At 69.8% G+C, this 25,528-nt stretch carries 21 protein-coding genes, 7 tRNA genes and 3 pseudogenes; 19 read left to right on the plus strand and 12 right to left on the minus strand.

The genetic code is table 11. The annotated features are described in order from the left end of the window. Positions 1 to 13: 13 nt before the first annotated feature. A complete protein-coding gene (locus ACZ4O3_RS17750) occupies positions 14 to 367 on the minus strand; it encodes a metallopeptidase family protein (protein WP_362723100.1) in 354 nt (117 codons plus the stop codon). A 217-nt stretch (positions 368 to 584) separates the two neighbouring features. Here ACZ4O3_RS17750 and ACZ4O3_RS17755 point away from each other — a divergent pair, with 217 nt between their 5' ends. From ACZ4O3_RS17755 to ACZ4O3_RS17790, 8 genes are all read left to right on the plus strand, one after another. Next, complete coding sequence (locus ACZ4O3_RS17755) at positions 585 to 2,138, plus strand: metallophosphoesterase family protein (protein ID WP_362723097.1); 1,554 nt, start codon at positions 585 to 587, stop codon at positions 2,136 to 2,138. 80 nt (positions 2,139 to 2,218) lie between these two features. Beyond that, positions 2,219 to 2,291, plus strand: a tRNA-Glu gene (locus ACZ4O3_RS17760). 37 nt (positions 2,292 to 2,328) lie between these two features. After that, positions 2,329 to 2,403, plus strand: a tRNA-Asp gene (locus tag ACZ4O3_RS17765). 24 nt (positions 2,404 to 2,427) lie between these two features. Continuing rightward, positions 2,428 to 2,501, plus strand: a tRNA-Phe gene (locus tag ACZ4O3_RS17770). Between the two features lie 337 nt (positions 2,502 to 2,838). Next, the gene (locus ACZ4O3_RS17775; RefSeq protein ID WP_362723094.1) at positions 2,839 to 3,150 is read left to right on the plus strand and encodes a hypothetical protein; all 312 of its coding nucleotides are present in this window, start codon (positions 2,839 to 2,841) and stop codon (positions 3,148 to 3,150) included. 81 nt (positions 3,151 to 3,231) lie between these two features. Then, on the plus strand, positions 3,232 to 7,176 hold the full coding sequence (gene hrpA / locus ACZ4O3_RS17780) for an ATP-dependent RNA helicase HrpA (protein WP_467722896.1): 3,945 nt from the start codon (positions 3,232 to 3,234) through the stop codon (positions 7,174 to 7,176). Between the two features lie 93 nt (positions 7,177 to 7,269). Further along, a tRNA-Asp gene (locus ACZ4O3_RS17785) sits at positions 7,270 to 7,344 on the plus strand. Positions 7,345 to 7,956: 612 nt separating this feature from the next. Next, positions 7,957 to 8,148: a DUF6274 family protein gene (locus ACZ4O3_RS17790; protein WP_362729472.1), complete on the plus strand. Its 192-nt coding sequence runs from the start codon at positions 7,957 to 7,959 to the stop codon at positions 8,146 to 8,148. A 526-nt stretch (positions 8,149 to 8,674) separates the two neighbouring features. Here ACZ4O3_RS17790 and bldC read toward each other — a convergent pair. Together bldC and ACZ4O3_RS17800 are read right to left on the minus strand one after the other, a co-directional pair. Beyond that, positions 8,675 to 8,881, minus strand: a complete 207-nt coding sequence (bldC, locus tag ACZ4O3_RS17795; protein WP_003949541.1) for a developmental transcriptional regulator BldC — start codon at positions 8,879 to 8,881, stop codon at positions 8,675 to 8,677. A gap of 619 nt (positions 8,882 to 9,500) precedes the next feature. Continuing rightward, positions 9,501 to 10,343, minus strand: a complete 843-nt coding sequence (locus tag ACZ4O3_RS17800; RefSeq protein WP_467722897.1) for a DUF8083 family protein — start codon at positions 10,341 to 10,343, stop codon at positions 9,501 to 9,503. Between the two features lie 235 nt (positions 10,344 to 10,578). Between ACZ4O3_RS17800 and ACZ4O3_RS17805 the strand changes: the two genes are divergently transcribed. Continuing rightward, positions 10,579 to 11,670 (plus strand): Leu/Phe/Val dehydrogenase, encoded by a 1,092-nt coding sequence (locus tag ACZ4O3_RS17805; RefSeq protein ID WP_467722898.1) that lies wholly within the window; start codon positions 10,579 to 10,581, stop codon positions 11,668 to 11,670. Positions 11,671 to 11,970: 300 nt separating this feature from the next. Further along, complete coding sequence (locus ACZ4O3_RS17810; protein WP_132888208.1) at positions 11,971 to 12,231, plus strand: DUF3073 domain-containing protein; 261 nt, start codon at positions 11,971 to 11,973, stop codon at positions 12,229 to 12,231. 93 nt (positions 12,232 to 12,324) lie between these two features. Here ACZ4O3_RS17810 and purM read toward each other — a convergent pair whose 3' ends face one another. From purM to ACZ4O3_RS17830, 4 genes are all read right to left on the minus strand, one after another. After that, positions 12,325 to 13,395 (minus strand): phosphoribosylformylglycinamidine cyclo-ligase, encoded by a 1,071-nt coding sequence (gene purM, locus ACZ4O3_RS17815; protein ID WP_362727288.1) that lies wholly within the window; start codon positions 13,393 to 13,395, stop codon positions 12,325 to 12,327. A gap of 31 nt (positions 13,396 to 13,426) precedes the next feature. Further along, complete coding sequence (gene purF / locus ACZ4O3_RS17820) at positions 13,427 to 14,956, minus strand: amidophosphoribosyltransferase (protein ID WP_467722900.1); 1,530 nt, start codon at positions 14,954 to 14,956, stop codon at positions 13,427 to 13,429. A gap of 221 nt (positions 14,957 to 15,177) precedes the next feature. Continuing rightward, positions 15,178 to 15,657, minus strand: a complete 480-nt coding sequence (locus tag ACZ4O3_RS17825; protein WP_467722902.1) for an META domain-containing protein — start codon at positions 15,655 to 15,657, stop codon at positions 15,178 to 15,180. An 18-nt stretch (positions 15,658 to 15,675) separates the two neighbouring features. Continuing rightward, positions 15,676 to 16,473: a maleylpyruvate isomerase family mycothiol-dependent enzyme gene (locus ACZ4O3_RS17830; RefSeq protein WP_362732134.1), complete on the minus strand. Its 798-nt coding sequence runs from the start codon at positions 16,471 to 16,473 to the stop codon at positions 15,676 to 15,678. An 87-nt stretch (positions 16,474 to 16,560) separates the two neighbouring features. Here ACZ4O3_RS17830 and ACZ4O3_RS17835 point away from each other — a divergent pair, with 87 nt between their 5' ends. Continuing rightward, the gene (locus ACZ4O3_RS17835) at positions 16,561 to 16,764 is read left to right on the plus strand and encodes a helix-turn-helix domain-containing protein (protein WP_181803533.1); all 204 of its coding nucleotides are present in this window, start codon (positions 16,561 to 16,563) and stop codon (positions 16,762 to 16,764) included. A gap of 7 nt (positions 16,765 to 16,771) precedes the next feature. After that, positions 16,772 to 17,236 (plus strand): Clp protease N-terminal domain-containing protein, encoded by a 465-nt coding sequence (locus ACZ4O3_RS17840; protein ID WP_384990803.1) that lies wholly within the window; start codon positions 16,772 to 16,774, stop codon positions 17,234 to 17,236. Positions 17,237 to 17,249: 13 nt separating this feature from the next. Here ACZ4O3_RS17840 and ACZ4O3_RS17845 read toward each other — a convergent pair whose 3' ends face one another. From ACZ4O3_RS17845 to purS, 4 genes are all read right to left on the minus strand, one after another. Beyond that, a complete protein-coding gene (locus ACZ4O3_RS17845) occupies positions 17,250 to 17,762 on the minus strand; it encodes a GNAT family N-acetyltransferase (RefSeq protein WP_362716662.1) in 513 nt (170 codons plus the stop codon). A 215-nt stretch (positions 17,763 to 17,977) separates the two neighbouring features. Next, positions 17,978 to 20,236 (minus strand): phosphoribosylformylglycinamidine synthase subunit PurL, encoded by a 2,259-nt coding sequence (gene purL, locus ACZ4O3_RS17850; protein WP_362716659.1) that lies wholly within the window; start codon positions 20,234 to 20,236, stop codon positions 17,978 to 17,980. Continuing rightward, on the minus strand, positions 20,233 to 20,913 hold the full coding sequence (gene purQ, locus ACZ4O3_RS17855; protein WP_362716656.1) for a phosphoribosylformylglycinamidine synthase subunit PurQ: 681 nt from the start codon (positions 20,911 to 20,913) through the stop codon (positions 20,233 to 20,235). Before purQ ends, purL begins: the two co-directional genes overlap by 4 nt. Continuing rightward, positions 20,910 to 21,173 (minus strand): phosphoribosylformylglycinamidine synthase subunit PurS, encoded by a 264-nt coding sequence (gene purS / locus ACZ4O3_RS17860; RefSeq protein ID WP_093501106.1) that lies wholly within the window; start codon positions 21,171 to 21,173, stop codon positions 20,910 to 20,912. The genes purQ and purS overlap by 4 nt, the downstream gene beginning before the upstream one ends. 358 nt (positions 21,174 to 21,531) lie before the next feature. Here purS and ACZ4O3_RS17865 point away from each other — a divergent pair, with 358 nt between their 5' ends. The 7 genes and pseudogenes from ACZ4O3_RS17865 to ACZ4O3_RS17895 all read left to right on the plus strand — a co-directional run bounded on the left by ACZ4O3_RS17865 (position 21,532) and on the right by ACZ4O3_RS17895 (position 24,582). Then, on the plus strand, positions 21,532 to 21,849 hold the full coding sequence (locus ACZ4O3_RS17865; protein ID WP_351695523.1) for a histone-like nucleoid-structuring protein Lsr2: 318 nt from the start codon (positions 21,532 to 21,534) through the stop codon (positions 21,847 to 21,849). A 135-nt stretch (positions 21,850 to 21,984) separates the two neighbouring features. Continuing rightward, a tRNA-Gly gene (locus ACZ4O3_RS17870) sits at positions 21,985 to 22,056 on the plus strand. 81 nt (positions 22,057 to 22,137) lie between these two features. After that, positions 22,138 to 22,213: transfer RNA gene (locus ACZ4O3_RS17875), tRNA-Gly, on the plus strand. Between the two features lie 129 nt (positions 22,214 to 22,342). Then, a pseudogene (locus ACZ4O3_RS17880) lies at positions 22,343 to 22,675 on the plus strand (ATP-binding cassette domain-containing protein); the annotation flags it as partial. A 4-nt stretch (positions 22,676 to 22,679) separates the two neighbouring features. After that, positions 22,680 to 23,871, plus strand: a pseudogene (locus ACZ4O3_RS17885) (sensor histidine kinase); the annotation flags it as partial. Then, a pseudogene (locus tag ACZ4O3_RS17890) lies at positions 23,868 to 24,484 on the plus strand (response regulator). The pseudogenes ACZ4O3_RS17885 and ACZ4O3_RS17890, both read left to right, overlap by 4 nt. Positions 24,485 to 24,506: 22 nt before the next feature. Then, a tRNA-Gly gene (locus ACZ4O3_RS17895) sits at positions 24,507 to 24,582 on the plus strand. A 39-nt stretch (positions 24,583 to 24,621) separates the two neighbouring features. Here ACZ4O3_RS17895 and ACZ4O3_RS17900 read toward each other — a convergent pair. After that, positions 24,622 to 25,521: a phosphoribosylaminoimidazolesuccinocarboxamide synthase gene (locus tag ACZ4O3_RS17900; RefSeq protein WP_362721045.1), complete on the minus strand. Its 900-nt coding sequence runs from the start codon at positions 25,519 to 25,521 to the stop codon at positions 24,622 to 24,624. Positions 25,522 to 25,528 lie beyond the last annotated feature (7 nt).

Genomic DNA, 25,528 nt, shown 5'->3' on the forward strand with positions numbered 1-25,528 from the left:
CGCAACCGGGGCGTCACCCGTACCCCAGTGCGTGCAGCCGCGCGTCGTCGATGCCGAAGTGATGGGCGACCTCGTGCACCACGGTCACCTCGGTCTCCGCGACGACCTCCTCGCGTGACGCGCACATCCGCAGGGTCGGTCCGCGGTAGACGGTGATCCGGTCCGGCAGCACGCCCGCGTACCACTCGCCGCGGTCGGTCAGCGGGGTCCCTTCGTACAGCCCGAGCAGCTCGGGGTCGGACGGGTCGTCGGGCTCGTCCTCGACGAACACCGCCACGTTGTCCATCAGCCGGGTCAGCTCCGGCGGGATCCGGTCGAGCGCCTCGGCGACCAGTTCCTCGAACTCCTCGCGCGTCATCTCCAGCACAGGCCCATTGTCCGGTACGGAACGCCCGTACGAGAGTCCCGAGCGCCCCGGCATCCGGCCCGAGCGCCCCGGCATCCGGCCCGGGAGCCACGGCACCCGGGCCAGGAGCCCTCGGCACCCGGGCCGGCAGCCCCGGCGTCCGGGCCACGGGCCCCGCCGCCAGGCCGGGTCCGCACGCGCTCGCATACGCGCCCGCAATCCTGGGCATACGGCACCAATGGCCCGCGTCCGAGCCCGAGCCCGCACCCGCCTCCCCGACCTGGAACTCGCCCCCGATGCCCACGCACCGCCCGTCTGGATCCGTGTCCTCGGCCTGACAGCCGTCGTGCTGGCCGGCGCCTGGCTCGGCCTGCTGGTGGTCGGGAACGTCCGGGCCCAGGTCGGCCCGATGGACACGACGATGACCCTGCGCCCGTCACTGCACGGCGGCACGAAGATCAACGTCTCCCCGCTGGGCGCCCTCTACCTGGACACCCACAGCGCGCCGGTCCGCCTGGACGTCAACGTCGACCAGCTCGACCCGGTCCGTTCCCAGGCGCTGGTCGACCACCCCGAACGCCTCTCCGGTCTTCAGGACGAGGTCGCCCAGGACGTCGAGCACGGCACCCTGGACCTGGCCGAACGCTCCTGCGTGGCCGTCGTCTGCGGCGCCACCGCCCTCGGCCTCGCCGTCTACCGCCGCCCGCGCCGCGCCCTCGCCGCCGGTGGCCTCGCCCTCACCCTGCTCACCGCCTCCGGCGTGTCCGCGTACGCCACCTGGAACCCCGAGTCGGTGCTGGAACCGAGGTTTTCCGGCCTGCTCTCCTCGGCCCCCGCCCTGGTCGGCAACGCACGCAGCATCGTCACCGAATTCGACGTCTACCAGAAGGAGTTGGCGCGGCTGGTGACCAATGTGACGAAGCTGTACGACGCCACCTCCACGCTCCCCGCGTACACGCCGGACCCGACCACCCTGCGCGTCCTGCACGTCTCCGACATCCATCTCAACCCGGCGAGCTGGAAGATCATCGCTTCGCTGGTGCAGCAGTACGACGTGAATGTGATCGTGGACTCCGGCGACACCATGGATCACGGCACAGCGGCCGAGAACGGCTTCCTGGACCCGATCGCCGACCTGGGCGTTCCCTACGTCTGGGTCCGGGGCAACCATGACTCGGACCTCACGCAGCGCTACCTGTCCCGCATGAAGAACGTGCACGTCCTGGACGACGGCCACGCGGAGACGATCGCGGGGATGCGCTTCGCCGGGATCGGCGACCCCCAGTACACGCCCGACCGCTCGGCGGTGCCGGGCGGGGACGCCGCCGAGGAACAGGCCGGGGACCACCTCGCCACCGCCCTGCGGGAACAGCGGGCGGCCGACACCCCGGTGGATGTGGCCATCGCCCATGAGCCGGCGGCCGCGCGTATGTCGGACGGTGAGGTGCCCCTGGTCCTGGCGGGCCATCTCCACCACGAGCAGACCGAGATCCTGGCGCACGGCACCCGACTGCGGGTGGAGGGCTCCACGGGCGGCAGCGGTCTGCGCGCGGTCGAGGGCAAGTATCCGGACCCCATCGAGGCCTCGGTCCTCTACTTCGACCGCGACACCCGTCGGCTCCAGGCCTGGGACGAGATCAGGCTGGGCGGTCTGGGTGAGACGACGGCCGAAGTCAGCCGGCACCTGGCCGCGGAGAACCAGCCCGGCGCCACTCCCTCCCCCACGAAGAGCACGAAGAACCCGTCACCCTCAGGAGGCACGCCCGCCACCCCGGCGCCCTCGGGGTCGTAAACCGTTTTGGCGATACTCCTCGCCATCCCATATGCTTCTCACGTCCCCGACGCGCTGAGAAGCGCCCAGGCGGGCCGATAGCCCTCATCGTCTAGCGGCCTAGGACGCCGCCCTTTCAAGGCGGTAGCACGGGTTCGAATCCCGTTGGGGGCACGCAAGATCGTGTGCGACACTGTTGCACACAAAGCTTGGTCCTGTGGAGCAGTTTGGAGTGCTCGCCACCCTGTCAAGGTGGAGGCCGCGGGTTCAAATCCCGTCAGGACCGCTGGGGTTTCACGTGAAACCTCGTGGCTGGGTAGCTCAGTTGGTACGAGCGATCGCCTGAAAAGCGATAGGTCGCCGGTTCGACCCCGGCCCCAGCCACAGCAGACAGCCCCTCCGGGATTCCGGAGGGGCTGTTCTCTTTCGCCGCACGGACCGATTCCGGCGTTCCTTCGAGATCACGTTGAGTGCATGACGGCTGCATGCCAACGCGGTGGAACTTCACCAAGGGGCACACCGCGGCCGGCCGGGCGCTGGTCAGGGTCGGCTCCGACGGCGGGATCGACCTCCACAACGCCGGCACCGTGCCGGTGGACGCCTGCGCGGACCTGCTGGGCGATGACGACGTCTTCCCGGCAGGCCGGCCCGCTCTCCTTGGCGGCGGGGCCGGCGTGACGCTAGGTTCTGGCGCGTCGACACGTTGTCAGGGTGGGGAAAGATGAGCCGGGACCAGGAATCAGAGCTGGAGAAGGTCCGCGCGAGATACGGCCTGCTGGCCGTCGTCGTCAGCAACCTCGCGATCGCCGCGGTCGCGGTGTTCGGCGTCTGGCGGCTGAGCGGCGACACGTCGGTGATCATCGGCGTTCTCAGCGCGGCCTTCACGGCCGTGAGCAGCATGACCACCGCCTACCTGGGCATCAAGGCGGTGTCCAACACGGCGAAGTCCATGGCTGCGGCCTCGGCTCCCGCCACCTCCACCGCTCCGCCGCCTTCGGCCGCCGCCACCCCTCCAGCCCAGCGAACCCCGTAGGGCGCCCCCACAGCCCCGGCGAACCGCCGGAGGGAAAAGCGTTCGCCATGAATTTCGCCGAGGTGAGATCCTGGACCGCGTATGTCTACGCATCCCGCCCCCGCCCTCGGCGCTCTCGCCCCCCGCCTGACCGAGCTTTCGCTGCGCGACGCGCACCGGCTCGGGCGCAGGCTGGAAGGCGCACGCAAGATCCGTAAGCCGGAGGCCCGGTCCGCCGTCCTCGCGGAGATCGAGGCCGAAGTGGCCAGGGCCGAGGAACGGATGGCCGGCCGACGCACCGTCGTGCCCGCCGTCTCGTACCCCGAGCAGCTGCCCGTCAGCCAGAAGAAGGACGAGATCGCCGAGGCGATACGCGATCACCAGGTCGTGATCGTCGCCGGTGAGACCGGGTCCGGCAAGACCACGCAGATCCCGAAGATCTGTCTGGAACTCGGGCGCGGTGTCCGGGGCATGATCGGGCACACCCAGCCCCGCCGGATCGCAGCCCGTACCGTCGCCGAGCGGGTCGCCGAGGAGCTGCGCACGCCGCTGGGGGAGGCCGTCGGCTGGAAGGTCCGCTTCACCGACCAGGTGAACCCGGACGCCACCTTCGTCAAGCTGATGACGGACGGCATCCTGCTCGCCGAGATCCAGACCGACCGCGAGCTGCGCGCCTACGACACGATCATCATCGACGAGGCCCACGAGCGGTCCCTCAACATCGACTTCCTGCTCGGCTACCTGGCACAGCTGCTGCCCAAGCGGCCGGACCTGAAGGTGGTCATCACCTCCGCGACCATCGACCCCGAACGGTTCTCCCGGCACTTCGGGGACGCCCCGATCGTCGAGGTCAGCGGTCGGACCTATCCGGTGGAGGTGCGCTACCGGCCCCTCCTCGAAGAGGACACCGAGGACGCCGACCGTGACCAGATCACCGCGATCTGCGACGCCGTCGAGGAGCTCCAGGGCGAGGGCAAGGGCGACATCCTGGTCTTCCTCTCCGGCGAGCGCGAGATCCGCGACACGGCGGACGCGCTGGAGAAGAAGAACTACCGGTTCACGGAAGTGCTCCCGCTGTACGCACGCCTCTCGCACGCCGAGCAGCATCGCGTCTTCCAGCAGCACACCGGTCGCAGGATCGTTCTGGCGACCAACGTCGCCGAGACCTCGCTGACCGTGCCCGGCATCAAGTACGTCATCGACCCGGGCTTCGCCCGGATCAGCCGCTACAGCCATCGCACCAAGGTGCAGCGGCTGCCCATCGAGCCGATCAGCCAGGCCAGCGCCAACCAGCGCAAGGGCCGCTGCGGCCGGACCAGCGACGGCATCTGCATCCGGCTGTACGACGAGGAGGACTTCCTCGCCCGCCCGGAGTTCACCGACGCCGAGATCCTGCGGACCAACCTCGCCTCCGTCATCCTGCAGATGACCGCGGCGGGCCTCGGCGACATCGAGAAGTTCCCCTTCATCGACCCGCCGGACCACCGCAACATCCGGGACGGTGTGCAGCTGCTCCAGGAGCTGGGCGCGCTGAACCCGGACGAGAAGGACGCCCGCAAGCGGCTCACCGACAGCGGCCGCAAGCTCGCCCAGCTGCCCGTCGACCCGCGTCTGGCGCGCATGGTCCTGGAGGCCGACAAGAACGGCTGCGTCCGCGAGGTCATGGTCATCGCCGCCGCGCTCTCCATCCAGGACCCGCGGGAGCGCCCGGCCGACAAGCAGACCCAGGCCGACCAGCAGCACGCCCGCTTCCGCGACGAGACCAGCGACTTCCTCGCCTTCCTCAACCTGTGGCGGTACATCAGGGAGCAGCAGAAGGAGCGCGGCTCCAGTTCCTTCAGGCGGATGTGCAAGCAGGAGTACCTGAACTTCCTGCGCATCCGGGAGTGGCAGGACATCTACTCGCAGCTGCGCACGGTCGCCAAGCAGATGGGCATCCACCTCAACGAGGAGGACGCCCCCGGCGACCGCGTGCACGTCTCCCTGCTCGCGGGTCTGCTGTCGCACATCGGCATGAAGGACGTCAAGGACGGCGCGAAGAACGAGTACCTGGGTGCCCGCAGCGCCAAGTTCGCGATCTTCCCCGGCTCGGCGCTGTTCAAGAAGACTCCCCGGTTCGTGATGTCGGCGGAGCTGGTGGAGACGTCCCGTCTGTGGGCGCGGGTCAACGCGAAGATCGAGCCGGAGTGGGTGGAACCCCTCGCCGAGCACCTCCTGAAGCGGACGTACAGCGAACCGCACTGGGAGAAGGACCAGGCGGCCGTGATGGCCCTCGAGAAGGTCACGCTGTACGGCGTGCCGATCGTCGCCGACCGGAAGGTCAACTACGGCCGGATCGACCCGGAGACCAGCCGCGAGCTTTTCATTCGCAACGCGCTGGTCGAGGGCGACTGGCGGACCCACCACAAGTTCTTCGCCGACAACCGCAAGCTGCTGAGCGAGGTCGAGGAGCTGGAGCACCGGGCCCGGCGCCGGGACATCGTCGTGGACGACGACACGCTCTTCGACTTCTACGAGCAGCGGGTGCCCGAACACGTCGTTTCCGGCGCCCACTTCGACTCCTGGTGGAAGCACAAGCGGCACGAGCAGCCGGAGTTCCTCGACTTCGAGCGCGAGATGCTGATCCGGGAGTCGGCGGAGGCGGTCACCAAGGCCGACTACCCGGACTCCTGGCGGCAGGGGCAGCTCAAGTTCCGGGTGACGTACCAGTTCGAGCCGGGCGCGGACGCCGACGGGGTCACCGTCCACGTCCCGCTCCAGGTCCTCAACCAGGTCAGGGACGAGGGTTTCGACTGGCAGATCCCGGGCCTGCGGGAAGAGGTGGTCACGGAGCTGATCCGTACCCTCCCCAAGCCCATCCGCCGCAACTACGTGCCGGCGCCGAACTTCGCGAAGCGCTTCCTCGACACCGCGGTCCCGTTGCAGGAGCCCCTGCCGGTGACCATGGCTCGTGAGCTCAAGCGCATGGTGGGTGTTCCCTTCGAGGCCGAGGACTTCGACTGGGCGAAGGTCCCGGACCATCTGAAGATCACCTTCCGGATCGTCGACGAACGGCGCCGGAAGCTGGCCGAGGACAAGGACCTGGAGGCGCTGAAGCTCCGGCTGAAGCCGAAGGCCCGCCAGGCCATCTCACAGGCCGCCGCGGCAACCGCGGAGCGCGAGGGCGGCGAGTCGCTGGAGCGCACGGGCCTGACGGACTGGACGATCGGCGCGCTCACGCGGGTCTTCGAGACACGCCGGGCCGGCCAGCCGGTGAAGGCGTACCCGGCGCTCGTCGACGACGGGGACACGGTCTCGGTCCGGCTCTTCGACACCGAGGAGGAGCAGGCCGAGGCGATGTGGAAGGGCACGCGCAGGCTGATCCTCCGCAACATCCCGGTGAACCCGGCGAAGTTCGCGTCCGAGAAGCTGACGAACGCCCAGAAGCTGGCGCTGTCCGCGAACCCGCACGGCACGATCCAGGCCCTGTTCGACGACTGCGCGATGGCGGCGGCGGACAAGCTGATCGGCGACTTCGGGGGGCCGGTGTGGGACGAGGAGTCGTACCGGAAGCTGTACGACAAGGTGCGCGCGGAGATCGTCGACACGACGGTCCGCACGGTCGGACAGGTGCAGCAGGTGCTGGCCGCCTGGCAGGCCTGTGAGCGCCGTCTGAAGGGCGTTCGGAGCCCCGCCCTGCTGGCGAACCTGACGGATGTCCGCAAACAGCTGGACGCCCTGGTGAAGCCGGGCTTCGTGACCTGGGCCGGTATACGGCGGCTCGGCGATCTCATGCGCTATCTGGTGGCCGCCGACCGGCGCCTGCAGCAGATGCCGACCAACGTCCAGCGGGACACCACCCGGATGGAGAAGGTCCACGAGATGCAGGACGAGTACGCCTGGCTCCTGGAGCAGCTCCCCAAGGGGCGGCCGGTGCCGCAGCAGGTGCTGGACATCCGCTGGATGCTGGAGGAGCTGCGGGTCAGCTACTTCGCGCACGCGCTGGGCACGGCGTACCCGGTCTCCGACAAGCGGATCGTGAAGGCCATCGACTCGGCCGTCCCGTAACCGACCGGGCACGCTGCGTGAGTTCGACCAGGACCCTCACCCTCCTGTACAGTCCTTCTCGCAGCACAGCGCAGACAAAGTGCCGCAAAACCTGGTCCTGTGGAGCAGTTTGGAGTGCTCGCCACCCTGTCAAGGTGGAGGCCGCGGGTTCAAATCCCGTCAGGACCGCAACAAGCCGAGGCCCGCATCCCCGCAAGGGGAGCGGGCCTCACGCCTGCGGCGTGTGCGCTGGCCACACCGTGCGGTGAGCGCGCCGGCAACGACCCTTCCCCGCCACCCGGCCAGGACGGAGGCCGCGCCCGCGGCACAGCCGCAATCCGACACAGCAAATCCCCTCAGGACCGCAACAAGCCGAGGCCCGCGTCCCCGCAAAGGGAGCGGGCCTCACGCCTGCGGCGTGTACGCCGGCCGCCGCCGGCCACACCGTGCGGTGAGCGCGCCGGCAACGACCCCTCCCCGCCACCCGGCCAGGACGGAGGCCGCGCCCGCGGCACAGCCGCAATCCGACACAGCAAATCCCGTCAGGACCGCAACAAGCCGAGGCCCGCGCCCCCAGGGGATGCGGGCTCACGCGCGTCCCCCGACGACTCCGCCGCCCCTCAGGACCAAGGCACCGACCTGACACCGCACAACCCGTCAGGACCGCACATCCCGGCGGCACCGGCGCGCCCCCTGCCCCCCTGGCCGGGTACAGAGGGTGCGCTCTTGACGGGGTCACATTCGGTCGGTACCCAGAAGACAGGGCTCGCTTCTCCTCGGCTCCCCCTCTGGAGGTGGCGCATGGCGGCTTCGGTGCGGCATGAGACGCGAGCCCTGTTGCGGGCCCACCTGGCGGCCGCCTCGTCGTACCGGCACCTGACCCGTCACTGCCCGGTCTGCCATCGGCTCCTGCGGCTGGCCATGGATTCCGCCCCGCACGCCGGCGACGCCCCCGAGGACGCCGCGGAGGACGAGGACCCCGTCGGCGCGTGAGAGGGGCGCCGGCCCCAACAGCCGTTCCCCTGTGGGACGGTGGAGCGGTCGGCTCCATTAGCGCACCCGGGTCGGTACAAACAAGCCGTGCGGTATGTGACGGGAGTCACCGTATAAGTTCCTGAAACGGCGGTACTTACACCCCACCTACAACAAGTCAATTTAATATGTGCAATTGCACCACCCTGAGGCGCCTCCCTCGGTATGCCCGCGAGCTCCCGCCGGACCTCCTTCCCCCCTCTCCCAGGGTGCGTTCACAGGAGATCCGACAGGCCTCCCCAGACTCCGACAAGGCTGCTCACAGAGCACCCGGTCACGGTCGGCCAGACCTCATGGACACACAAAAAAGATCGCGCTGGACCCGGCGGAGTCCAGCGCGATCTACGACGCACCCTGTGTCGCTGCCTGAGAAGTTCTGTCGGCTTGGGCGTGGGTCCCGTTGGGGCAGGTCCCGCGTCGCTCGGAGCTAGGGTCGGGGCAACTCGGCCAGTTGGGGGACCGGTCGGTTTGCCCGCTATTCAGTTGGTCAGGCCTCGCTGCGCTGCTGCGGAATGCCCGCGAGCAGTGCGCGGACCTCAGCCTCGCGGTAGCGCCGATGTCCGCCAAGCGTGCGGATCGACGTGAGCTTGCCGGCCTTCGCCCACCGCGTGACCGTCTTGGGGTCGACGCGGAACATCGTGGCGACCTCAGCCGGGGTCAGCAGCGGCTCGGCATCAGGGGTGCGAGCGGTCATGAGCGGCCTCCTCGGGAGAACCGAACCTTCTCGGTTCTTTCCTCTAAATTCTGCACCTTGACCCGCGTTGCCCGAAATGGCGGACGCGAGTCGAGTCGGTTATAGGACGAACGGCTTGTCCTCGGCACTACAACTACACCATCCGTCCAGCCGCGTCGGCCAAACCGATGGAATTGCCCTCCCAGGTAGTCATCAGCCGCGGAAGCCGATGGACCATGCCATAGCGGACAGTCACGCCTCTGTGACGATCAGTCACATGGCGATCAGGAGTCGTCAGACCCCCCAAAGCGAGTGCAATGCTGAGATTCCGCCCACAGTGCACCACAAGCGGACGGAAGGAGCCCTCCCCGGACTCCTTGTCCTATTTTGGCACGAGGAGTGGCAAGAGGCGCAAGAGCCGTGTAAGTGCGGTCCGTCACCCTTGACGTAAAAGCCCGGATCGGGACCAACGTCCCGTGCGTTCACTGAAGTGCCGTCAACGTACGTTGTTTCATGGCATCTGGGCCGTGACCTACATCACTCGGTGCGCACACGTCACCGAGGTGTCATCCGGCTGTCACACCATCAGGTGATCCAACAATCAGTACGGAGTGAACGGCATCGGCGCTCACGCGCGAGCTCAGTTCGCGGACCGCCGGTCCCGTACCGCCCGCCAGCGCTCCACCAGCCGCCCGTACGCCTCACCGGCCGCGGTCCCGTCGCCCTGCCGCAGCGCCTCGATGCCGGCCGCCACGTCGGCCGCCGAATGGTCGTCCTCCAGGTCACCGGCCGGCAGGGCGTGCACCAGGCCGCCGTAGTCCAGCTCGACCAGCGAACGCGGATGGAACTCCTCAAGCCAGCGGCCCACGTCCACCAGGCCGTCGATGAGCGGCCCTTCGTCGATGGCGTCCTTCAGTGTGCGCAGCGACCGGGCCACCCGGCGCCGGGCCTGCACCATCGGCGTGCGGTAGCGCAGCATCGGCGGGATCTCGCCGGTGCCCTTCTCATACCGGCGCTCCTCGTCGGAGACCAGCACGAACCAGCTCAGCGGGACCTGCCAGGTCGCCGTACGGATCCAGGGCCGGGAATCGGGGTTGTGGGCCAGCCACCGCTCGTAGTCCATCGCGGCCTGCCGGCGGACGACCGGCGGCAGCATCGCGTCCAGGACCACGTTCGGCAGGTCCTCGGGCAGCTCCTGAAGGGCCTGCCAGCCGCGCAGCCGCGTCCGCCACGGGCACACGCACACGACGCCGTCGGCCTCCAGCACGAAGGCCTCGGCGCTCTCCTGCACCGGCACCGGGATCGGCGGGGTGGGCAGCAAGTCGGCCAGCGCACGCCGGAGTTCGTCCTGATAGGAGGGCCGCTCAGGGCGGCGGGCGTAACGCGCCCAGTGGCCGCGCTCGGGCTCGGGAAAGGCGGCCAGCGGCTCGTACACACGCAGGTACGTCGCGTAGGGGACGACCACTGATGACACCTTGGGCACGCCTGCTCCCTCCCCACCGCACCGGGCTCGAAACCAGCGGAACCCACTTCGGAGCAGCCGCGAAACCACAGCAAATCGTCCCACGCTCATACGTGCACACGCGGCGCGAGAGAGTGATCCTGAACACGGCGCGGATGGTGGGCGGGCAGGAGCTCTACGCTCATGCCACGGCCCCCGCCACCCGTACGGAGGCCCCCGTCTCCACTCGCCGCGAACACAACCGGGAGTCACCACAGTGACCGACGTTTCCACCGGCGTCCTGCACACCCTGTTCCACTCGGACCAGGGCGGTCACGAGCAAGTCGTGCTCTGCCAGGACCGCAAGAGCGGCCTCAAGGCCGTCATCGCCATTCACTCCACCGCGCTGGGCCCCGCCCTCGGCGGCACCCGCTTCTACCCGTACGCCACCGAGGAGGCGGCCGTCGCCGACGCCCTCAACCTCGCGCGCGGGATGTCGTACAAGAACGCCATGGCCGGACTCGACCACGGCGGCGGCAAGGCCGTGATCATCGGGGACCCCGAGCGCGACAAGACCGAGGAGCTGCTGCTCGCCTACGGGCGGTTCGTGGCGTCGCTCGGCGGCCGCTACGTCACCGCCTGCGACGTCGGCACGTACGTCGCCGACATGGACGTCGTGGCCCGCGAGAGCCGGTGGACCACCGGCCGCTCCCCGGAGAACGGCGGCGCCGGCGACTCCTCCGTGCTCACCGCGTACGGCGTCTACCAGGGCATGCGGGCCAGTGCCCAGCACCTGTGGGGCGATCCGTCGCTGCGCGGCCGCACCGTGGGCATCGCGGGCGTCGGCAAGGTCGGCCACCACCTGGTGGAGCACCTGCTGGAGGAGGGCGCCCGGGTGGTGATCACCGACGTGCGCCGGGAGGCCGTCGGCCGGATCTCCGACCGGCACGCCCAGGTCCAGGTCGCCGCCGACACCGAGGCCCTGATCCAGGTCGAGGGCCTCGACATCTACGCACCCTGCGCGCTCGGCGGCGCGCTCGACGACGAGTCGGTGCCGGCGCTGACCGCCAAGGTGGTGTGCGGCGCGGCCAACAACCAGCTCGCCCACCCCGGTGTCGAGAAGGACCTCGCCGACCGCGGGATCCTCTACGCCCCGGACTACGTGGTGAACGCCGGCGGGGTCATCCAGGTCGCCGACGAGCTGCACGGGTTCGACTTCGACCGGTGCAAGGCCAAGGCCGCGAAGATCTTCGACACCACGCTGGCCATATTCGCTCGTGCGAAGGAGGACGGGATTCCGCCTGCCGCGGCGGCCGACCGGATCGCCGAACAGCGGATGCACGAAGCCGCCACGGCGGGTGGCCGCTGACCGAACGCGGGGTTTCCGCACGGATTTCCGGTACCCGTCGGCGGGCAGTTGGAGAGAACTCTCACGTTCGTCGGCGGGTCGCCCGCCAGGAAGTGGTTAAAATCGTCGTTGACCAGCGGGGACGGGGCACCTCGCGGGTCGTGCAGCCAGGCGCGTAGTGCGGGCGACGTACCGTATGGGCGCGGGCTCAGGTACCGTGGAAGCCCTACGGACCGGTCTCTCCGAGGAGAGTCCGTTCCGGATCATGAACGCGTGTCAGACTCTGGGGCCGTCGAGCCCCGTCACCGAGGGGGTCGAGCCATGGGGCGCGGCCGGGCCAAGGCCAAGCAGACGAAGGTCGCCCGCCAGCTGAAGTACAACAGCGGTGGGACTGACCTGTCACGTCTGGCCAGCGAGCTGGGCGCATCGACTTCGAGCCAGCCGCCGAATGGCGAGCCGTTCGAGGACGACGACGAGGATGACGACCCGTACGCCCAGTACGCGGATCTTTACAACGACGATGACGACGAGGACGAGGACGACCAGTCCAGTCCCCAGTCTCAACATCGTCGCGGTGCGTAATGCCCGCGGCTGCTTAGCCGTTCACATACCCGGTCCGGGGTTCTGACGCCGGACCGGGTTTTGTGCTGGCCTCATGGCCGGTCGGCCCAGGCGCTACGCGTAGTCGCCGACCAGCTCCGCGCCCGTGGTGTGCTCGCCGCGCTCGGTGATCTCGCCGGCCACCCATGCGTCGACCCCGCGGTCGGCCAGTGTGGCCAGCGCCACGTCCACCGATTCCTGCGGGACCATCGCGATCATGCCGACACCCATGTTCAGCGTCTTCTCCAGTTCGAGCCGCTCGACGTTGCCGGTCCGGCCGACCAGGTCGAAGATCGCACCCGGCGTCCAGGTGGCCCGGTCGACGCGCGCGTGCAGGTGGTCCGGGATCACCCGGGCCAGGTTCGCCGCGAGTCCACCGCCGGTCACATGGCTGAAGGCGTGCACCTCGGCGGTGCGGATCAGGGCCAGGCAGTCCAGCGAGTAGATCTTGGTCGGCTCCAACAGCTCCTCGCCGAGGGTGCGGCCGAGCTCCTCGACATGGGCGTCGAGAGCGAGCCCTGCCTGGTTCAGCAGCACGTGCCGGACCAGGGAGTACCCGTTGGAGTGAAGCCCGGAGGACGCCATGGCGATCACCGCGTCACCCGTACGGATACGATCCGCGCCGAGCAGCCGGTCGGCCTCCACCACACCCGTACCGGCGCCGGCCACGTCGAAGTCGTCCGCGCCCAGCAGGCCCGGGTGTTCGGCGGTCTCGCCGCCCACCAGGGCGCAGCCGGCCAGCACACAGCCCTCGGCGATGCCCTTGACGATCGCGGCGACCCGCTCGGGGTGGACCTTGCCGACGCAGATGTAGTCGGTCATGAAGAGCGGCTCGGCACCGCACACCACGATGTCGTCCATGACCATGGCGACCAGGTCGTGGCCGATGGTGTCGTACACGCCCAGCTGCCGGGCGATGTCGACCTTGGTGCCGACACCGTCCGTGGCGGAGGCGAGCAGCGGGCGCTCGTAGTGCTTGAGGGCGGAGGCGTCGAAGAGGCCGGCGAAGCCGCCGAGGCCGCCGAGGACCTCGGGGCGTCTGGTCTTCTTCACCCACTCCTTCATCAACTCGACGGCGCGGTCGCCCGCTTCGATGTCGACGCCGGCAGCCGCGTAGGAGGCACCGGAGGACTGGCTCTCAGACATTGCCTGGGATCTTTCGGGTTGATGACGAGGCTTACGGGCGACGGATCGCGTCGGCCGCGGCCGTGGCTGCCGGACCGGCGGCCAGCTCGGTCTCCAGGAGCTGCTTGCCCAGCAGCTCGGGGTCCGGGAGCTCCATCGGGTACTCGCCGTCGAAGCAGGCACGGCACAGGTTCGGCTTGGCGATGGTGGTCGCCTCGATCATGCCGTCGATGGAGATGTAGGCCAGGGAGTCGGCGCCGAGCGAGGTGCCGATCTCGTCGATGGTCATGCCGTTGGCGATCAGCTCGGCGCGGGTGGCGAAGTCGATGCCGAAGAAGCAGGGCCACTTCACGGGCGGCGAGGAGATCCGGATGTGGACCTCGGCGGCGCCGGCCTCGCGCAGCATGCGCACCAGGGCCCGCTGGGTGTTGCCGCGTACGATCGAGTCGTCGACGACGACCAGCCGCTTGCCCTTGATGACTTCCTTCAGCGGGTTCAGCTTCAGGCGGATGCCGAGCTGCCGGATGGTCTGCGAGGGCTGGATGAAGGTCCGGCCGACGTAGGCGTTCTTGACCAGACCGTTGCCGAACGGGATTCCCGAGGCCTCCGCGTATCCGACGGCGGCCGGGGTGCCGGACTCCGGGGTCGCTATCACCAGGTCGGCGTCGACCGGGGCTTCCTTGGCGAGCTTCCGGCCCATCTCCACCCGGGACAGGTAGACGTTCCGGCCGGCGATGTCGGTGTCGGGGCGGGCCAGGTACACATATTCGAAGACACAGCCCTTGGGCTTCGCATCCGCGAATCGGGAGGTGCGCAGACCGTTCTCGTCGACGGCGACGAACTCGCCCGGCTCGATCTCGCGCACGAAGCTGGCGCCGCAGATGTCGAGGGCGGCGGACTCGGAGGCGATGACCCAGCCGCGCTCCAGGCGGCCGAGGACCAGCGGGCGGATGCCCTGCGGGTCGCGGGCCGCGTAGAGGGTGTGCTCGTCCATGAAGACCAGCGAGAAGGCGCCCCGGACCTTCGGCAGGACCGCGTGCGCGGCCTCCTCGATGGTCAGCGGCTTGCCGTCGGCGTCGACCTGGGCCGCGAGGAGCGCGGTGAGCAGGTCGGTGTCGTTGGTCGCGGCGACCCGGGTGGACCGGCCGTGGGTGTCCTTGGGGAGGTCGGCGACCATCTCGGCGAGCTGCGCCGTGTTGACGAGGTTGCCGTTGTGGCCGAGCGCGATCGAACCGTGCGCGGTGGCACGGAAGGTCGGCTGGGCGTTCTCCCACACGGACGCACCGGTGGTCGAGTAGCGGGCGTGACCGACCGCGATATGACCCTGGAGCGATCCCAGGGAGGTCTCGTCGAAGACCTGGGAGACCAGTCCCATGTCCTTGAAGACGAGGATCTGGGAGCCGTTGCTGACCGCGATACCCGCGGACTCCTGGCCCCGATGCTGGAGGGCGTACAGCCCGAAGTACGTGAGCTTGGCGACCTCTTCACCGGGAGCCCAGACACCGAAGACGCCGCAAGCGTCCTGGGGGCCCTTCTCGCCGGGGAGCAGATCGTGATTGAGGAGACCGTCACCACGTGGCACGGCTCCGAGTGTAGGCGAGATCGACCACTGGTCCGAATTGGGGATACCGGGCCTTAGTGGATCTACGGCCGCGGACGCATTGGTGGCTTTCTTCATCTTCGCAGGTCAGCGCGTTGAGAGGATTCTCCAGCCGGGGTGCCTTCGGGCGGGCCCAAGCCCGCGCAACCCCCTCGCACCGTTTCTCTGAGTGAGGTGTCGCACATCATTCGGGGCACCGGAGGTCATTTCCTGGACAGCTCGACCCGGTCGCCGCCGGCGGTGGTGAGGGTCAGGTCCCGGCCGTCGGTCCGGGTGGTCAGCGGGCCCGCGGTGAGGGTGCGGGCGAGCGCGCGCTCGAAGGTCATGCGGCTGTTGTCGCAGGCCATGCGGGTGGTGCGGGCGTTGCTCAGCCGGATCCGGTCGTCCGTCGCCGTCGCCGTGGCGCTGAACTGGTTGCAGCCGAAGCCGCCGGCGGCCCTGCCGTCGTCGATCCGCAGGTGGGCGTGGGCGTGGGACGGGGCGCGCCGGGTGGTTCCGTCCACGGTCACGCTGTCGACGGTCCACTCGATCCCGGTCACCGGTGGCCGGGCCCCCACGGAGACTCCTGCCTTCTCTCCGCCGCAGGCCACCGCGAGCGGGACGAGCACGGCGGCGGCCGTCATGGTCAGGGTCCTGTGCTGCGTGCGCTGCTTGTACCCGTACATGCCGGTTCGACGGAACACTCCGGTCGATCGGTTCCCTCAGCCCATCAGGGGCAGCAGGCCTCCGATGTCCGCACGCTCCCCGCTGGCGCTGACCTTGGCGTCCGCGAGCGCCTCCCGCCAGCCCACCCGTCCGGTGGCCAGCCGGATCCAGGTGAGCGGATCGGTCTCGACGACGTTCGGCGGGGTGCCACGGGTGTGCCGGGGTCCTTCGACGCACTGCACCACGGCGTACGGCGGCACCCGCACCTCGGTGGAGCCGCCTGGCGCCTTGACCGCCAGCGCGTCGGCGAGCAGCCGGGTGCAGGCGGCCAGGGCCTGCCGGTCGCAGGGGATGGCTGATCCCGGGATCGCCGCGTTGAGGTCGTCCGTGTGGACGACCAGTTCCACGGTCCGGGTGACCAGGTAGTCGTCCAGGGACATCGCGCCGGCGCTGGTGGCCAGCAGCCGGGTGCCGGGGTGGCCGGCGAGGAGGGCGCGCAGGCCCTCGTCGGCGCCGGCGAGGTAGGCGTCGAGGTCGCGGTGGCCGTCGGCGAGCCGCCGGGTGAAGTCGGAGATCGCCGAGGAGTTGGCGGCGGTCCGGAAGGGCCAGTCGAGGAGGACCGCGTCCGCGGTGGCCGGCTCGGGCTCGTCCAGAGCCCGCTGGACGGCGGTGACGGCCATGCCGACGTGGACGACGAGGTCCCGGACGGTCCACTCGCCGAGGCGGGTGGGGAGCGCGAGCTGCTCGGGGGTGAGGGTGCGGACGGCGGCCCGCACGTGCGCGAGCTGGGCGAAGACCGCGGTGCGGGTCCTGGCCGGGTCGTACGTCCTGGGGCGTTTCCTGGCAGGCGGCATGGCGGTGAGCGTATGCCCTGGGTCCGACGGCCGGGTCTCTGTCAGTCTGGGTTGACAGAGACTGCCCGTCAACCCAGACTGACAGACATGGAAGCGCAAGAGCTCTCGGAGCGCCTGAGGTCGCACGACCCCGCGGTGGGACTGCGGGCGGTGGGTGCCCTGCACCGACTGGCCGAGCAGGTCGAGGCCGCGGCGGTCGTACGCGCCCGTGAACAGGGCTGGTCCTGGGAGCAGATCGGAGACGCCCTCGGCGTCTCCCGGCAGTCCGTCCACGCCAAGTACGGGAAGTGAGACGATCATGTTCGAACAGTTCGCGGCAGAGGCCCGGGCGACGGTCGCGGCGGCGCTCGAGGAGACCACGCTGCGCGGCGACCGCCGCATAGGTACCGAGCACCTCCTGCTGGGAGTGCTGCACGACCCCGGCGCGGTCCGGGCCCTCGGCACCGGTCTGGAGACCGCCCGCGCCGCCCTCGACGCCCTGGACCGGACCGCGCTGGCCGTGGTCGGCGTCGACGTCCGGGGGATCGAGCGCGCGCCGGTCCCCGCGTCCCGCAAGCGGACCCCCCTCACGTCGGGCGCCCGCGCCGTCCTCCCCCGCGCCCTGGCCGAGACCAGGAAGGCCCGCAGCCGCCGCATCACCCCGGAACACCTGCTGCTGGCCCTGCTCGACTGCGAGCGGCCCGATCCCGCGGCGGACCTCCTGACCGAACTCGGCGTCGACCGCCCCGCGGTCCGCGCCCGCCTGGAGCACCCGGGCCGCTGAGCCGCGCCGGCGGTCAGGGGACGAGGTCGGAAGCCGGGGTGATCACCCAGTGGTTGCTGTGGATGACCCGGTCGGCGAAATCGACGTCGGTCTCACCGAGGAGGCGGAAGCCGAGGGACCGGCAGATGCCGTTCGAGGGGCCGTTCGCCGTCGCCGGGAAGGCGTGGATGTCGCCCCAGCGGTCCTCGTCCCGGGCCTGTTCGAGGAGAGCGCGGGCGGCGAGCTTACCGAGCCCGCGGCCCTGGAACTCGGGCAGCACCATCCACCCGATCTCCGAGAACGGCTTCCCGCCCTCGTCGTGCGTCCAGACGCAGACATGGCCCGCGACGACCTCGGGGACGCCCGGATCAGGGACGATCATCTTGATCCACCCGATGTCGGAGGCCGCCGTCTCGGCATCCCGGCGCACCTTGTCCCGCATCCCGCCCTCGGGCAACGGCCCGCCGAGGTCCCTCATCATCACGGGGTCGCAGCGCATCCGGACATAGGCGTCCACGTCGTCCTCGGTGACATTTCGCAAGCGCATGCCAGCAGCATGGGGTGTCAGCCCTCCGGTCCGAAAGGCTCCGAGCGTCATCCGGGGCGTTCGGACGCGATCACTCGCGAGTGTGACCGGCACGGATTCCCGTCCCGCGCGGCCCCGGCGTCCGGCGACACCTGCCTTCGCCCGGATCCGACGAGGCCGCGAAGGCCCCGCCCGGAACATGCGTCCGGGCGGGGCCTTCGTCGTCGTGGCACCGACTACGCGAGCAGCGCCTCGATCGTGCCCTCGTGCGCCTCGCGCAGTTCGGACAGGGTGAGGCTGAACTCGCCCTGGATCTCCACCGAGTCCCCGTCCACGACACCGATGCGCGTCACCGGCAGGCCACGCGCGCCGCACATGTCGTTGAAGCGGACCTCCTCGGAGCGCGGCACGGCCACGACCGCGCGGCCCGCCGACTCGGAGAGCAGGAACGTGAACGCGTCGAGTCCGTCCGGTACGACCAGACGCGCGCCCTTCCCGCCGAGCAGCGCCGACTCCACGACCGCCTGGATCAGGCCGCCGTCGGACAGGTCGTGCGCCGAGTCGATCATGCCGTCGCGGGAGGCGGAGATGAGGATCTCGGCCAGCAGGCGCTCGCGCTCCAGGTCGACCTTCGGGGGCAGGCCGCCGAGGTGGTCGTGGACGACCTGGGACCAGGCCGAGCCGCCGAACTCCTCGCGGGTGTCACCGAGGAGGTAGAGCAGCTGGCCCTCCTCCTGGAAGGCGACCGGCGTGCGCCGGGCGACGTCGTCGATGACACCGAGGACGGCCACCACCGGGGTCGGGTGGATGGCCGCCTCGCCCGTCTGGTTGTAGAGCGAGACGTTGCCGCCGGTCACCGGGGTGCCCAGCTGCCGGCAGGCGTCGGCCAGACCGCGCACCGCCTCGGCGAACTGCCACATCACCGCGGGGTCCTCGGGCGAGCCGAAGTTCAGGCAGTCGGAGACGGCGAGGGGCTTGGCGCCGGTCGTGGCCACGTTCCGGTAGGCCTCGGACAGGGCCAGCTGCGCGCCCGTGTACGGGTCCAGCTTGGCGTAGCGGCCGTTGCCGTCCGTCGCGATGGCGACCCCGAGGCCGGTCTCCTCGTCCACGCGGATCATGCCGGAGTCCTCCGGCTGGGCGAGGACGGTGTTGCCCTGCACGAAGTGGTCGTACTGCGAGGTGATCCACTTCTTGGAGGCCTGGTTGGGGGAGCCGACCAGCTTCAGGACCTGCTGCCTGAGCTCCTCGGCGGTCGCCGGGCGGGGCAGCTTGTTCGCGTCGTCCGCCTGGAGGGCGTCCTGCCAGGACGGGCGGGCGTACGGGCGCTCGTAGACCGGACCGTCGTGCGCGACCGTGCGCGGGTCGACGTCGACGATCTTCTCGCCGTGCCAGAAGATCTCCAGACGGTCGCCGTCGGTCACCTCACCGATGACCGTCGCGATGACGTCCCACTTCTCGCAGATCTCCAGGAAGCGGTCGACCTTCGCCGGCTCGACCACCGCGCACATGCGCTCCTGCGACTCGCTCATGAGGATTTCCTCGGGCGAGAGGGTCGAGTCCCGCAGGGGCACGTCGTCGAGCGTCACCGTCATACCGCCGGAGCCGTTCGAGGCCAGCTCGGAGGTGGCGCAGGACAGGCCCGCCGCACCGAGGTCCTGGATGCCGACGACCAGCTTCTCGGCGAACGCCTCCAGCGTGCACTCGATGAGGAGCTTCTCCTGGAACGGGTCGCCGACCTGGACGGCGGGGCGCTTGGAGGGCTTCGCGTCGTCGAAGGTCTCGCTCGCCAGGATCGACGCGCCGCCGATGCCGTCGCCGCCGGTCCGGGCGCCGTACAGGATGACCTGGTTGCCCGCGCCGGAGGCCTTGGCGAGGTGGATGTCCTCGTGCCGCATCACACCGATGGCACCGGCGTTGACCAGCGGGTTGCCCTGGTAGCAGGCGTCGAAGACGACCTCGCCGCCGATGTTGGGCAGGCCCAGGCAGTTGCCGTAGCCGCCGATGCCGGCGACGACGCCGGGCAGCACGCGCTTGGTGTCGGGGTGGTCGGCGGCGCCGAAGCGCAGCGGGTCGACCACGGCCACCGGGCGCGCGCCCATCGCGATGATGTCGCGGACGATGCCGCCGACACCGGTCGCGGCGCCCTGGTAGGGCTCGACGTACGACGGGTGGTTGTGCGACTCGACCTTGAAGGTCACCGCGTAGCCCTGGCCGACGTCCACGACGCCCGCGTTCTCGCCGATGCCGACGAGCAGCGCGTCGCTCTGCGGGGCCTTCTCGCCGAACTGGCGGAGGTGGACCTTGGAGGACTTGTACGAGCAGTGCTCGGACCACATGACCGAGTACATGGCGAGTTCGGCGCCGGTCGGGCGGCGGCCGAGGATCTCCACCACCCGCTCGTACTCGTCCTTCTTCAGGCCGAGTTCGGCCCAGGGCAGCTCGACGTCGGGGGTCGCGGCCGCGTGTTCGACCGTGTCCAGAGGCGTCCGGCTCATGCGCCCACCAGCTTCTTGAGGATCGAGGTGAAGAAGGGCAGACCGTCGGTGCGGCCGCTGCCGATGAGCGGCTCGACGGCGTGCTCCGGGTGCGGCATCAGGCCCACGACGTTCCCGGCCTCGTTGGTGATGCCGGCGATGTCACGGAGCGAGCCGTTCGGATTGACGTCGAGGTACCGGAACGCGACCCGGCCCTCGGCCTCCAGCTTGTCCAGCGTGTACTCGTCGGCGACGTACCGGCCGTCCATGTTCTTCAGCGGAATATGGATCTCCTGGCCCTCGCGGTAGTCGCTGGTCCACGCGGTCCCCGCGTTCTCCACCCGCAGCCTCTGGTCGCGGCAGATGAAGTGGAGGTGGTTGTTGCCGAGCATCGCGCCGGGGAGCAGATGGGCCTCGGTGAGGACCTGGAAGCCGTTGCAGATACCGAGGACCGGAAGGCCGGCCCTCGCCTGCTCGATGACGGTCTCCATCACCGGCGAGAAACGGGAGATGGCGCCGGCGCGCAGATAGTCGCCGTACGAGAAACCGCCCGGGAGGACCACCGCGTCGACCTGGTGGAGGTCCTTGTCCTTGTGCCAGAGGGCCACCGGTTCGGCACCCGCGAGCCGGATCGCACGCTGGGTGTCCCGGTCGTCCAGACTTCCCGGGAAAGTGACGACGCCAATACGAGCGGTCACTTGGCCGCCTCCGCGACTTCATCCACCCGAACGGTGAAGTCCTCGATCACGGTGTTGGCGAGGAAGGATTCCGCAAGATCGTGGATGCGGGCGAGCGCGGCCTCGTCGACCGGCCCGTCAACTTCCAGTTCGAATCGCTTTCCCTGACGTACATCGGAGATGCCTTCGAAACCCAGGCGCGGCAGCGCACGCTGGACCGCCTGGCCCTGGGGGTCGAGGATCTCCGGCTTGAGCATGACGTCGACTACGACGCGTGCCACTGGCACTCCCGGTGTTGTGGTGCTGGCTGCTGAGCAGTTACCCGCCGAGGCTCCGACAGGCGTCTTCAGACTACCCGCACAAAATTTCTACGCGGGTAGAGTTGTAGGAAACTACGTGAGCCGCATCACGATCGGGTGACGGCGGGGGATCCGCGCGAAAAGTTCTGGGAAAGTTCCCCGGGTTCGCCCACGACATCTATTGCGCTGGAGACACGCGGCGGATTTAGTCGGGCTTCACTTTGTATTGCCAGGCACTGTACAAATGAATTGGCAATAGCCGATACTCGGCACGTCATCTCCACCATCGCGTCATCGCCGGTGAGCTGTATAGACGTGCCACACGAAGGGACCGATATTCGTGGCGCAGAAGGTCGTGGTCACTCTCTTTGACGACATCGACGGCTCGGAAGCGGCGGAAACGATCGCCTTCGGACTCGACGGCAAGTCGTACGAGATCGATCTGAATCAAGCCAACGCCAAGGAACTGCGTAAGGCCCTGGAGCCGTACGTGACGGCCGGCCGCAAGCGGTCGAAGTCGGGCAAGGCGTACAAGCAGACGGAGGTCGCCCCCGACCCGGCGGCCGTCCGCGCCTGGGCGCAGGCGAACAAGATGGACGTCCCGGCGCGGGGCCGCATCCCGAAGAAGGTCTACGAGGCGTTCAGCGCCGCGCAGTGAGGCGCGGTCCGGGCTGTCCTCAGGGACCGTCACCGGCCCCCGAGGACAGCCGACTTGCGCTACCCCCCTGCTGATCAGCTAATGTCTGGAGCACGCCGAGGGGCGCGGCCGAAAGGCCAAACCCACGGAGTACACGCGGGTGTAGTTCAGTAGTAGAACATCCCCCTTCCAGGGGGAAGGCGCAGTGTGCAATTCCTGTCACCCGCTCTGCACCGCCGGTCCTGATCAAGCTTGTGGATCAGGTAGGGTGGTGCTCGCACCGATCGGTGGGAGCCGATCGGGGGCAGTGCGGACGTAGCTCAGTTGGTAGAGCGCAACCTTGCCAAGGTTGAGGTCGCGAGTTCGAGCCTCGTCGTCCGCTCCAGCTCGGAGAGGAAACCCCAGTCATGTGACTGGGGTTTTTTCGTGTCCCATCGCGCGCGCTGACATTTGTCATGGCGAGTGATGACACCGCGCACTGCTGCCGAGCCCGGTCCCCGGGGACGCTCGTCCCATGGAGGCCATCGAAGACACCGTCGAAGACAACGGACACGTGATGAGCGAACACGTGATTGAGGTCACAGATCTCCGGCGTTCCTACCGAGGCGGGTCCGAGGCGGTCCGCGGAATCACCTTCTCCGTCGGCCGCGGGGAGATCCTCGCGCTGCTCGGTACCAACGGCGCCGGCAAGACCTCCACCGTCGAGTTGCTGGAGGGCCTCGCACCGCCGAGCGGGGGCCGGGTGCGGGTACTGGGCCGCGATCCGTACCGGGAGCGGGCCGCCGTACGGCCGCGCACCGGCGTGATGCTCCAGGAGGGCGGCTTCCCGTCCGAGCTGACCGTCGCCGGCGTACACGCGGTGGTCGTTCCACTTCTTCGCGGTGATCGAGGTGCTGGCGATCGCGCTGCCGGTGGCCGGGCAGGCCCGGGGGCCGGTGGCGGTCTGGCTGATGACGACGGTCGTCGTCCACGCGGCGCCCTGCGCGGTGGCCGCCTCCCGGGTGCTGGACCGGGCGCGCGGGCGGCGGGACCGGCCGGTGCGGCTGCTGTGGGCGCTCGGTGCGGTCACCTGCGTCCTCTCCGTCACGGCGCCGGCCCTGTGCGAGCACGGCACCCCGGACCAGGACACCGGGAGCGCGGCGACCACCGTCCTCGTCGGGATCCTCGCCTTCGGATCCGGCACGTCGGCGCTCGGCGTCCGCGACCGGCGGCGGGTGCTCGCACGGCTCGCGGGTTTCGCCCTCGGAGCGGGCGCGGTCTCCCTCCCGCTGGGGTTCCCCGCGATGTCCGCGTCGGTCACGGCGTTCGTGGTGTTCCTCGCCGGCGGTTTCCTCGCGGCCACCTCGGTCTTCTCCATCTGGCCGCTCAACGCCGTCTACGCGCTCGACGAGGCCCGCGAGACCCGCACCCGGCTCGCCGTCGCCGAGGAACGGCTGCGGTTCGGGCGGGATCTGCACGACGTCCTCGGCCGGAACCTGGCCGTCATCGCCCTCAAGAACGAGCTGGCCGTGCAACTCGCTCGGCGGGAACGGCCCGAGGCCGTCGAGCAGATGATCGAGGTGCAGCGGATCGCCCAGGAGTCGCAACGCGAGGTCCGGGACGTCGTGCGGAGCTGCCGGGATGCCGACCTGGGCGCCGAACTCTCCGGAGCACAGGGGGTGTTGACTGCCGCGGGGTTCAGCTGCGAGGTCACCGGCGAGAGCGCCGGACTGCCCGCCGAGGTGCAGTCGGCCCTCGGCTGGGTGGTCCGGGAGGCGACGACCAACATGCTGCGGCACGGGGGACGCGGGACGGTGCACGGTGGGACTGCGGGTACAGGAGGGGTGCGTGGTGCTGAGGGTGGAGAACGACGGGGTGGTACGACGGGACGGCGGGGGCACCGGGCGCGGCGGGTCCGGGCTGGCGGGGCTGCGGGAGCGGCCGGCAGGGGTGGAGGGCACGTTGGAGGCGGGGCCGGTGGGGACGGACGGGTTCCGGGTGGTGGCATCGGTGCCGCTGGCCGGCCGGACGCCCGACGTACGTGTGAGCGGAGTCACCTCATGACGGCCGCGGTCCGGCTGCTGCTCGCCGACGACGACGAGCATCTGATCCGGGGTGCGCTCGCCGCGCTGCTCGGCCTCGAGGACGATCTCGTCGTGGTCGCGGAGGCCGCCACCGACCCGGAGGCGCTCGCCATGGCGCGGGCCCACCGGCCCGACGTGGCGGTCCTGGATCTGCAGATGCCGGGGGCGGACGGTGTGAAGGTCGCCACATCGCTGCGGGCCGAACTGCCCGGTTGTCAGGTGCTGATCGTGACCGGTCACGGCCGCCCCGGACATCTGAAACGGGCCCTGGCCGCCGGTGTGCGGGGGTTCGTCCCGAAGACGGTCAGCGCGCAGCGGCTCGCGGAGATCATCCGTACCGTCACGCGGGAAACCGCTACGTCGACCCCGAGTTGGCCGCCGACGCGATCTCCGCCGGGGACTCGCCGCTGACCGCGCGGGAGGCGGGGGTACTGGAACCGGCGGCCGGCGGGGCGCCGGTCGCGGAGATCGCCGAGCGGGCCGCGCTGTCGCCGGGAACCGTCCGGAACTGCCTCTCCTCCGCCGCCACCAAGCTCGGTGCGGAGAACCGCCATACGGCAGTGCGTCTCGCTCGGGAGCGAGGTTGGGTATAGTTGCTCTCGCGCCACGGCGCATGCGGACGTAGCTCAGTTGGTAGAGCGCAACCTTGCCAAGGTTGAGGTCGCGAGTTCGAGCCTCGTCGTCCGCTCCACGAAGAAGGCCCCCGGTTTCCACCGGGGGCCTTCCGCGTTCACGACCAGGTGTTGCCCGTCAGGCGCTCGTACGCCTCGATGTACTTCGCCCGGGTCGCCTCGACCACCTGCTCCGGCAGCGGCGGCGGCGGCTGCTCGCTCCTGCGGTCCCAGCCGGACCCGGCCGAGGTCAGCCAGTCGCGCACGTACTGCTTGTCGAACGACGGCTGGGCGCGGCCCGGCTCCCACTCGTCGGCCGGCCAGAAGCGGGAGGAGTCCGGGGTGAGGACCTCGTCGGCGAGGACGAGGGTGTCGCCCTCGAAGCCGAACTCGAACTTGGTGTCGGCCAGGACGATGCCCCGGTCTCGGGCGATGTCCCGGGCCCGTCCGTAGACCGCGAGGGTGGCCTGGCGCAGCTGGGCGGCCGTCTCGGCGCCGACCTGCCGGGCGACCTCCTCGTACGACACGTTCTCGTCGTGCTCGCCGACCTCGGCCTTGGTGGCCGGGGTGAAGATCGGGGCGGGCAGCTCGGAGCCGTCGACCAGGCCCTCGGGGAGGGCGAGCCCGCAGACCGTCCTGGACTCCTGGTACTCGGCCAGGCCCGAGCCGGTGAGATAGCCGCGGGCCACACACTCGACCGGGAGCATCTTCAGCGACTTGCAGATCAGCGTGCGGCCCGCCCAGTCGGCGGGGGCGCCCTCGGGCAGCTCCGTGCTGAGGACGTGGTGGGGCACGAGGTCGGCGAGCTTGTCGAACCACCACAGGGAGAGCTGGGTGAGTACCCGGCCCTTGTCGGGGATCTCGGTCGGCAGCACCCAGTCGTAGGCGGACATGCGATCGCTGGCGACCATCACGAGGTCCCCGGCCGCGTTCTGGTACAGCTCGCGCACCTTGCCGGTGTGCAGATGCACCAGGCCCGGCACCTCGACGGGCTCGGGCTTTTCGACGAATCCGGACACGGTTCCT

This window comes from Streptomyces sp. NPDC026515, from assembly GCF_055567595.1.

Coding starts and splice junctions, on each gene's coding strand:
- ACZ4O3_RS17755 (WP_362723097.1), top strand. CDS start 585: ATGGCCCGCGTCCGAGCCCGAGCCCGCACCCGCCTCCCCGACCTGGAA.
- ACZ4O3_RS17775 (WP_362723094.1), top strand. CDS start 2,839: ATGAGCCGGGACCAGGAATCAGAGCTGGAGAAGGTCCGCGCGAGATAC.
- hrpA (WP_467722896.1), top strand. CDS start 3,232: ATGTCTACGCATCCCGCCCCCGCCCTCGGCGCTCTCGCCCCCCGCCTG.
- ACZ4O3_RS17790 (WP_362729472.1), top strand. CDS start 7,957: ATGGCGGCTTCGGTGCGGCATGAGACGCGAGCCCTGTTGCGGGCCCAC.
- bldC (WP_003949541.1), bottom strand. CDS start 8,881: ATGACCGCTCGCACCCCTGATGCCGAGCCGCTGCTGACCCCGGCTGAG.
- ACZ4O3_RS17810 (WP_132888208.1), top strand. CDS start 11,971: ATGGGGCGCGGCCGGGCCAAGGCCAAGCAGACGAAGGTCGCCCGCCAG.
- purM (WP_362727288.1), bottom strand. CDS start 13,395: ATGTCTGAGAGCCAGTCCTCCGGTGCCTCCTACGCGGCTGCCGGCGTC.
- ACZ4O3_RS17830 (WP_362732134.1), bottom strand. CDS start 16,473: ATGCCGCCTGCCAGGAAACGCCCCAGGACGTACGACCCGGCCAGGACC.
- ACZ4O3_RS17835 (WP_181803533.1), top strand. CDS start 16,561: ATGGAAGCGCAAGAGCTCTCGGAGCGCCTGAGGTCGCACGACCCCGCG.
- ACZ4O3_RS17840 (WP_384990803.1), top strand. CDS start 16,772: ATGTTCGAACAGTTCGCGGCAGAGGCCCGGGCGACGGTCGCGGCGGCG.
- ACZ4O3_RS17845 (WP_362716662.1), bottom strand. CDS start 17,762: ATGCGCTTGCGAAATGTCACCGAGGACGACGTGGACGCCTATGTCCGG.
- purL (WP_362716659.1), bottom strand. CDS start 20,236: ATGAGCCGGACGCCTCTGGACACGGTCGAACACGCGGCCGCGACCCCC.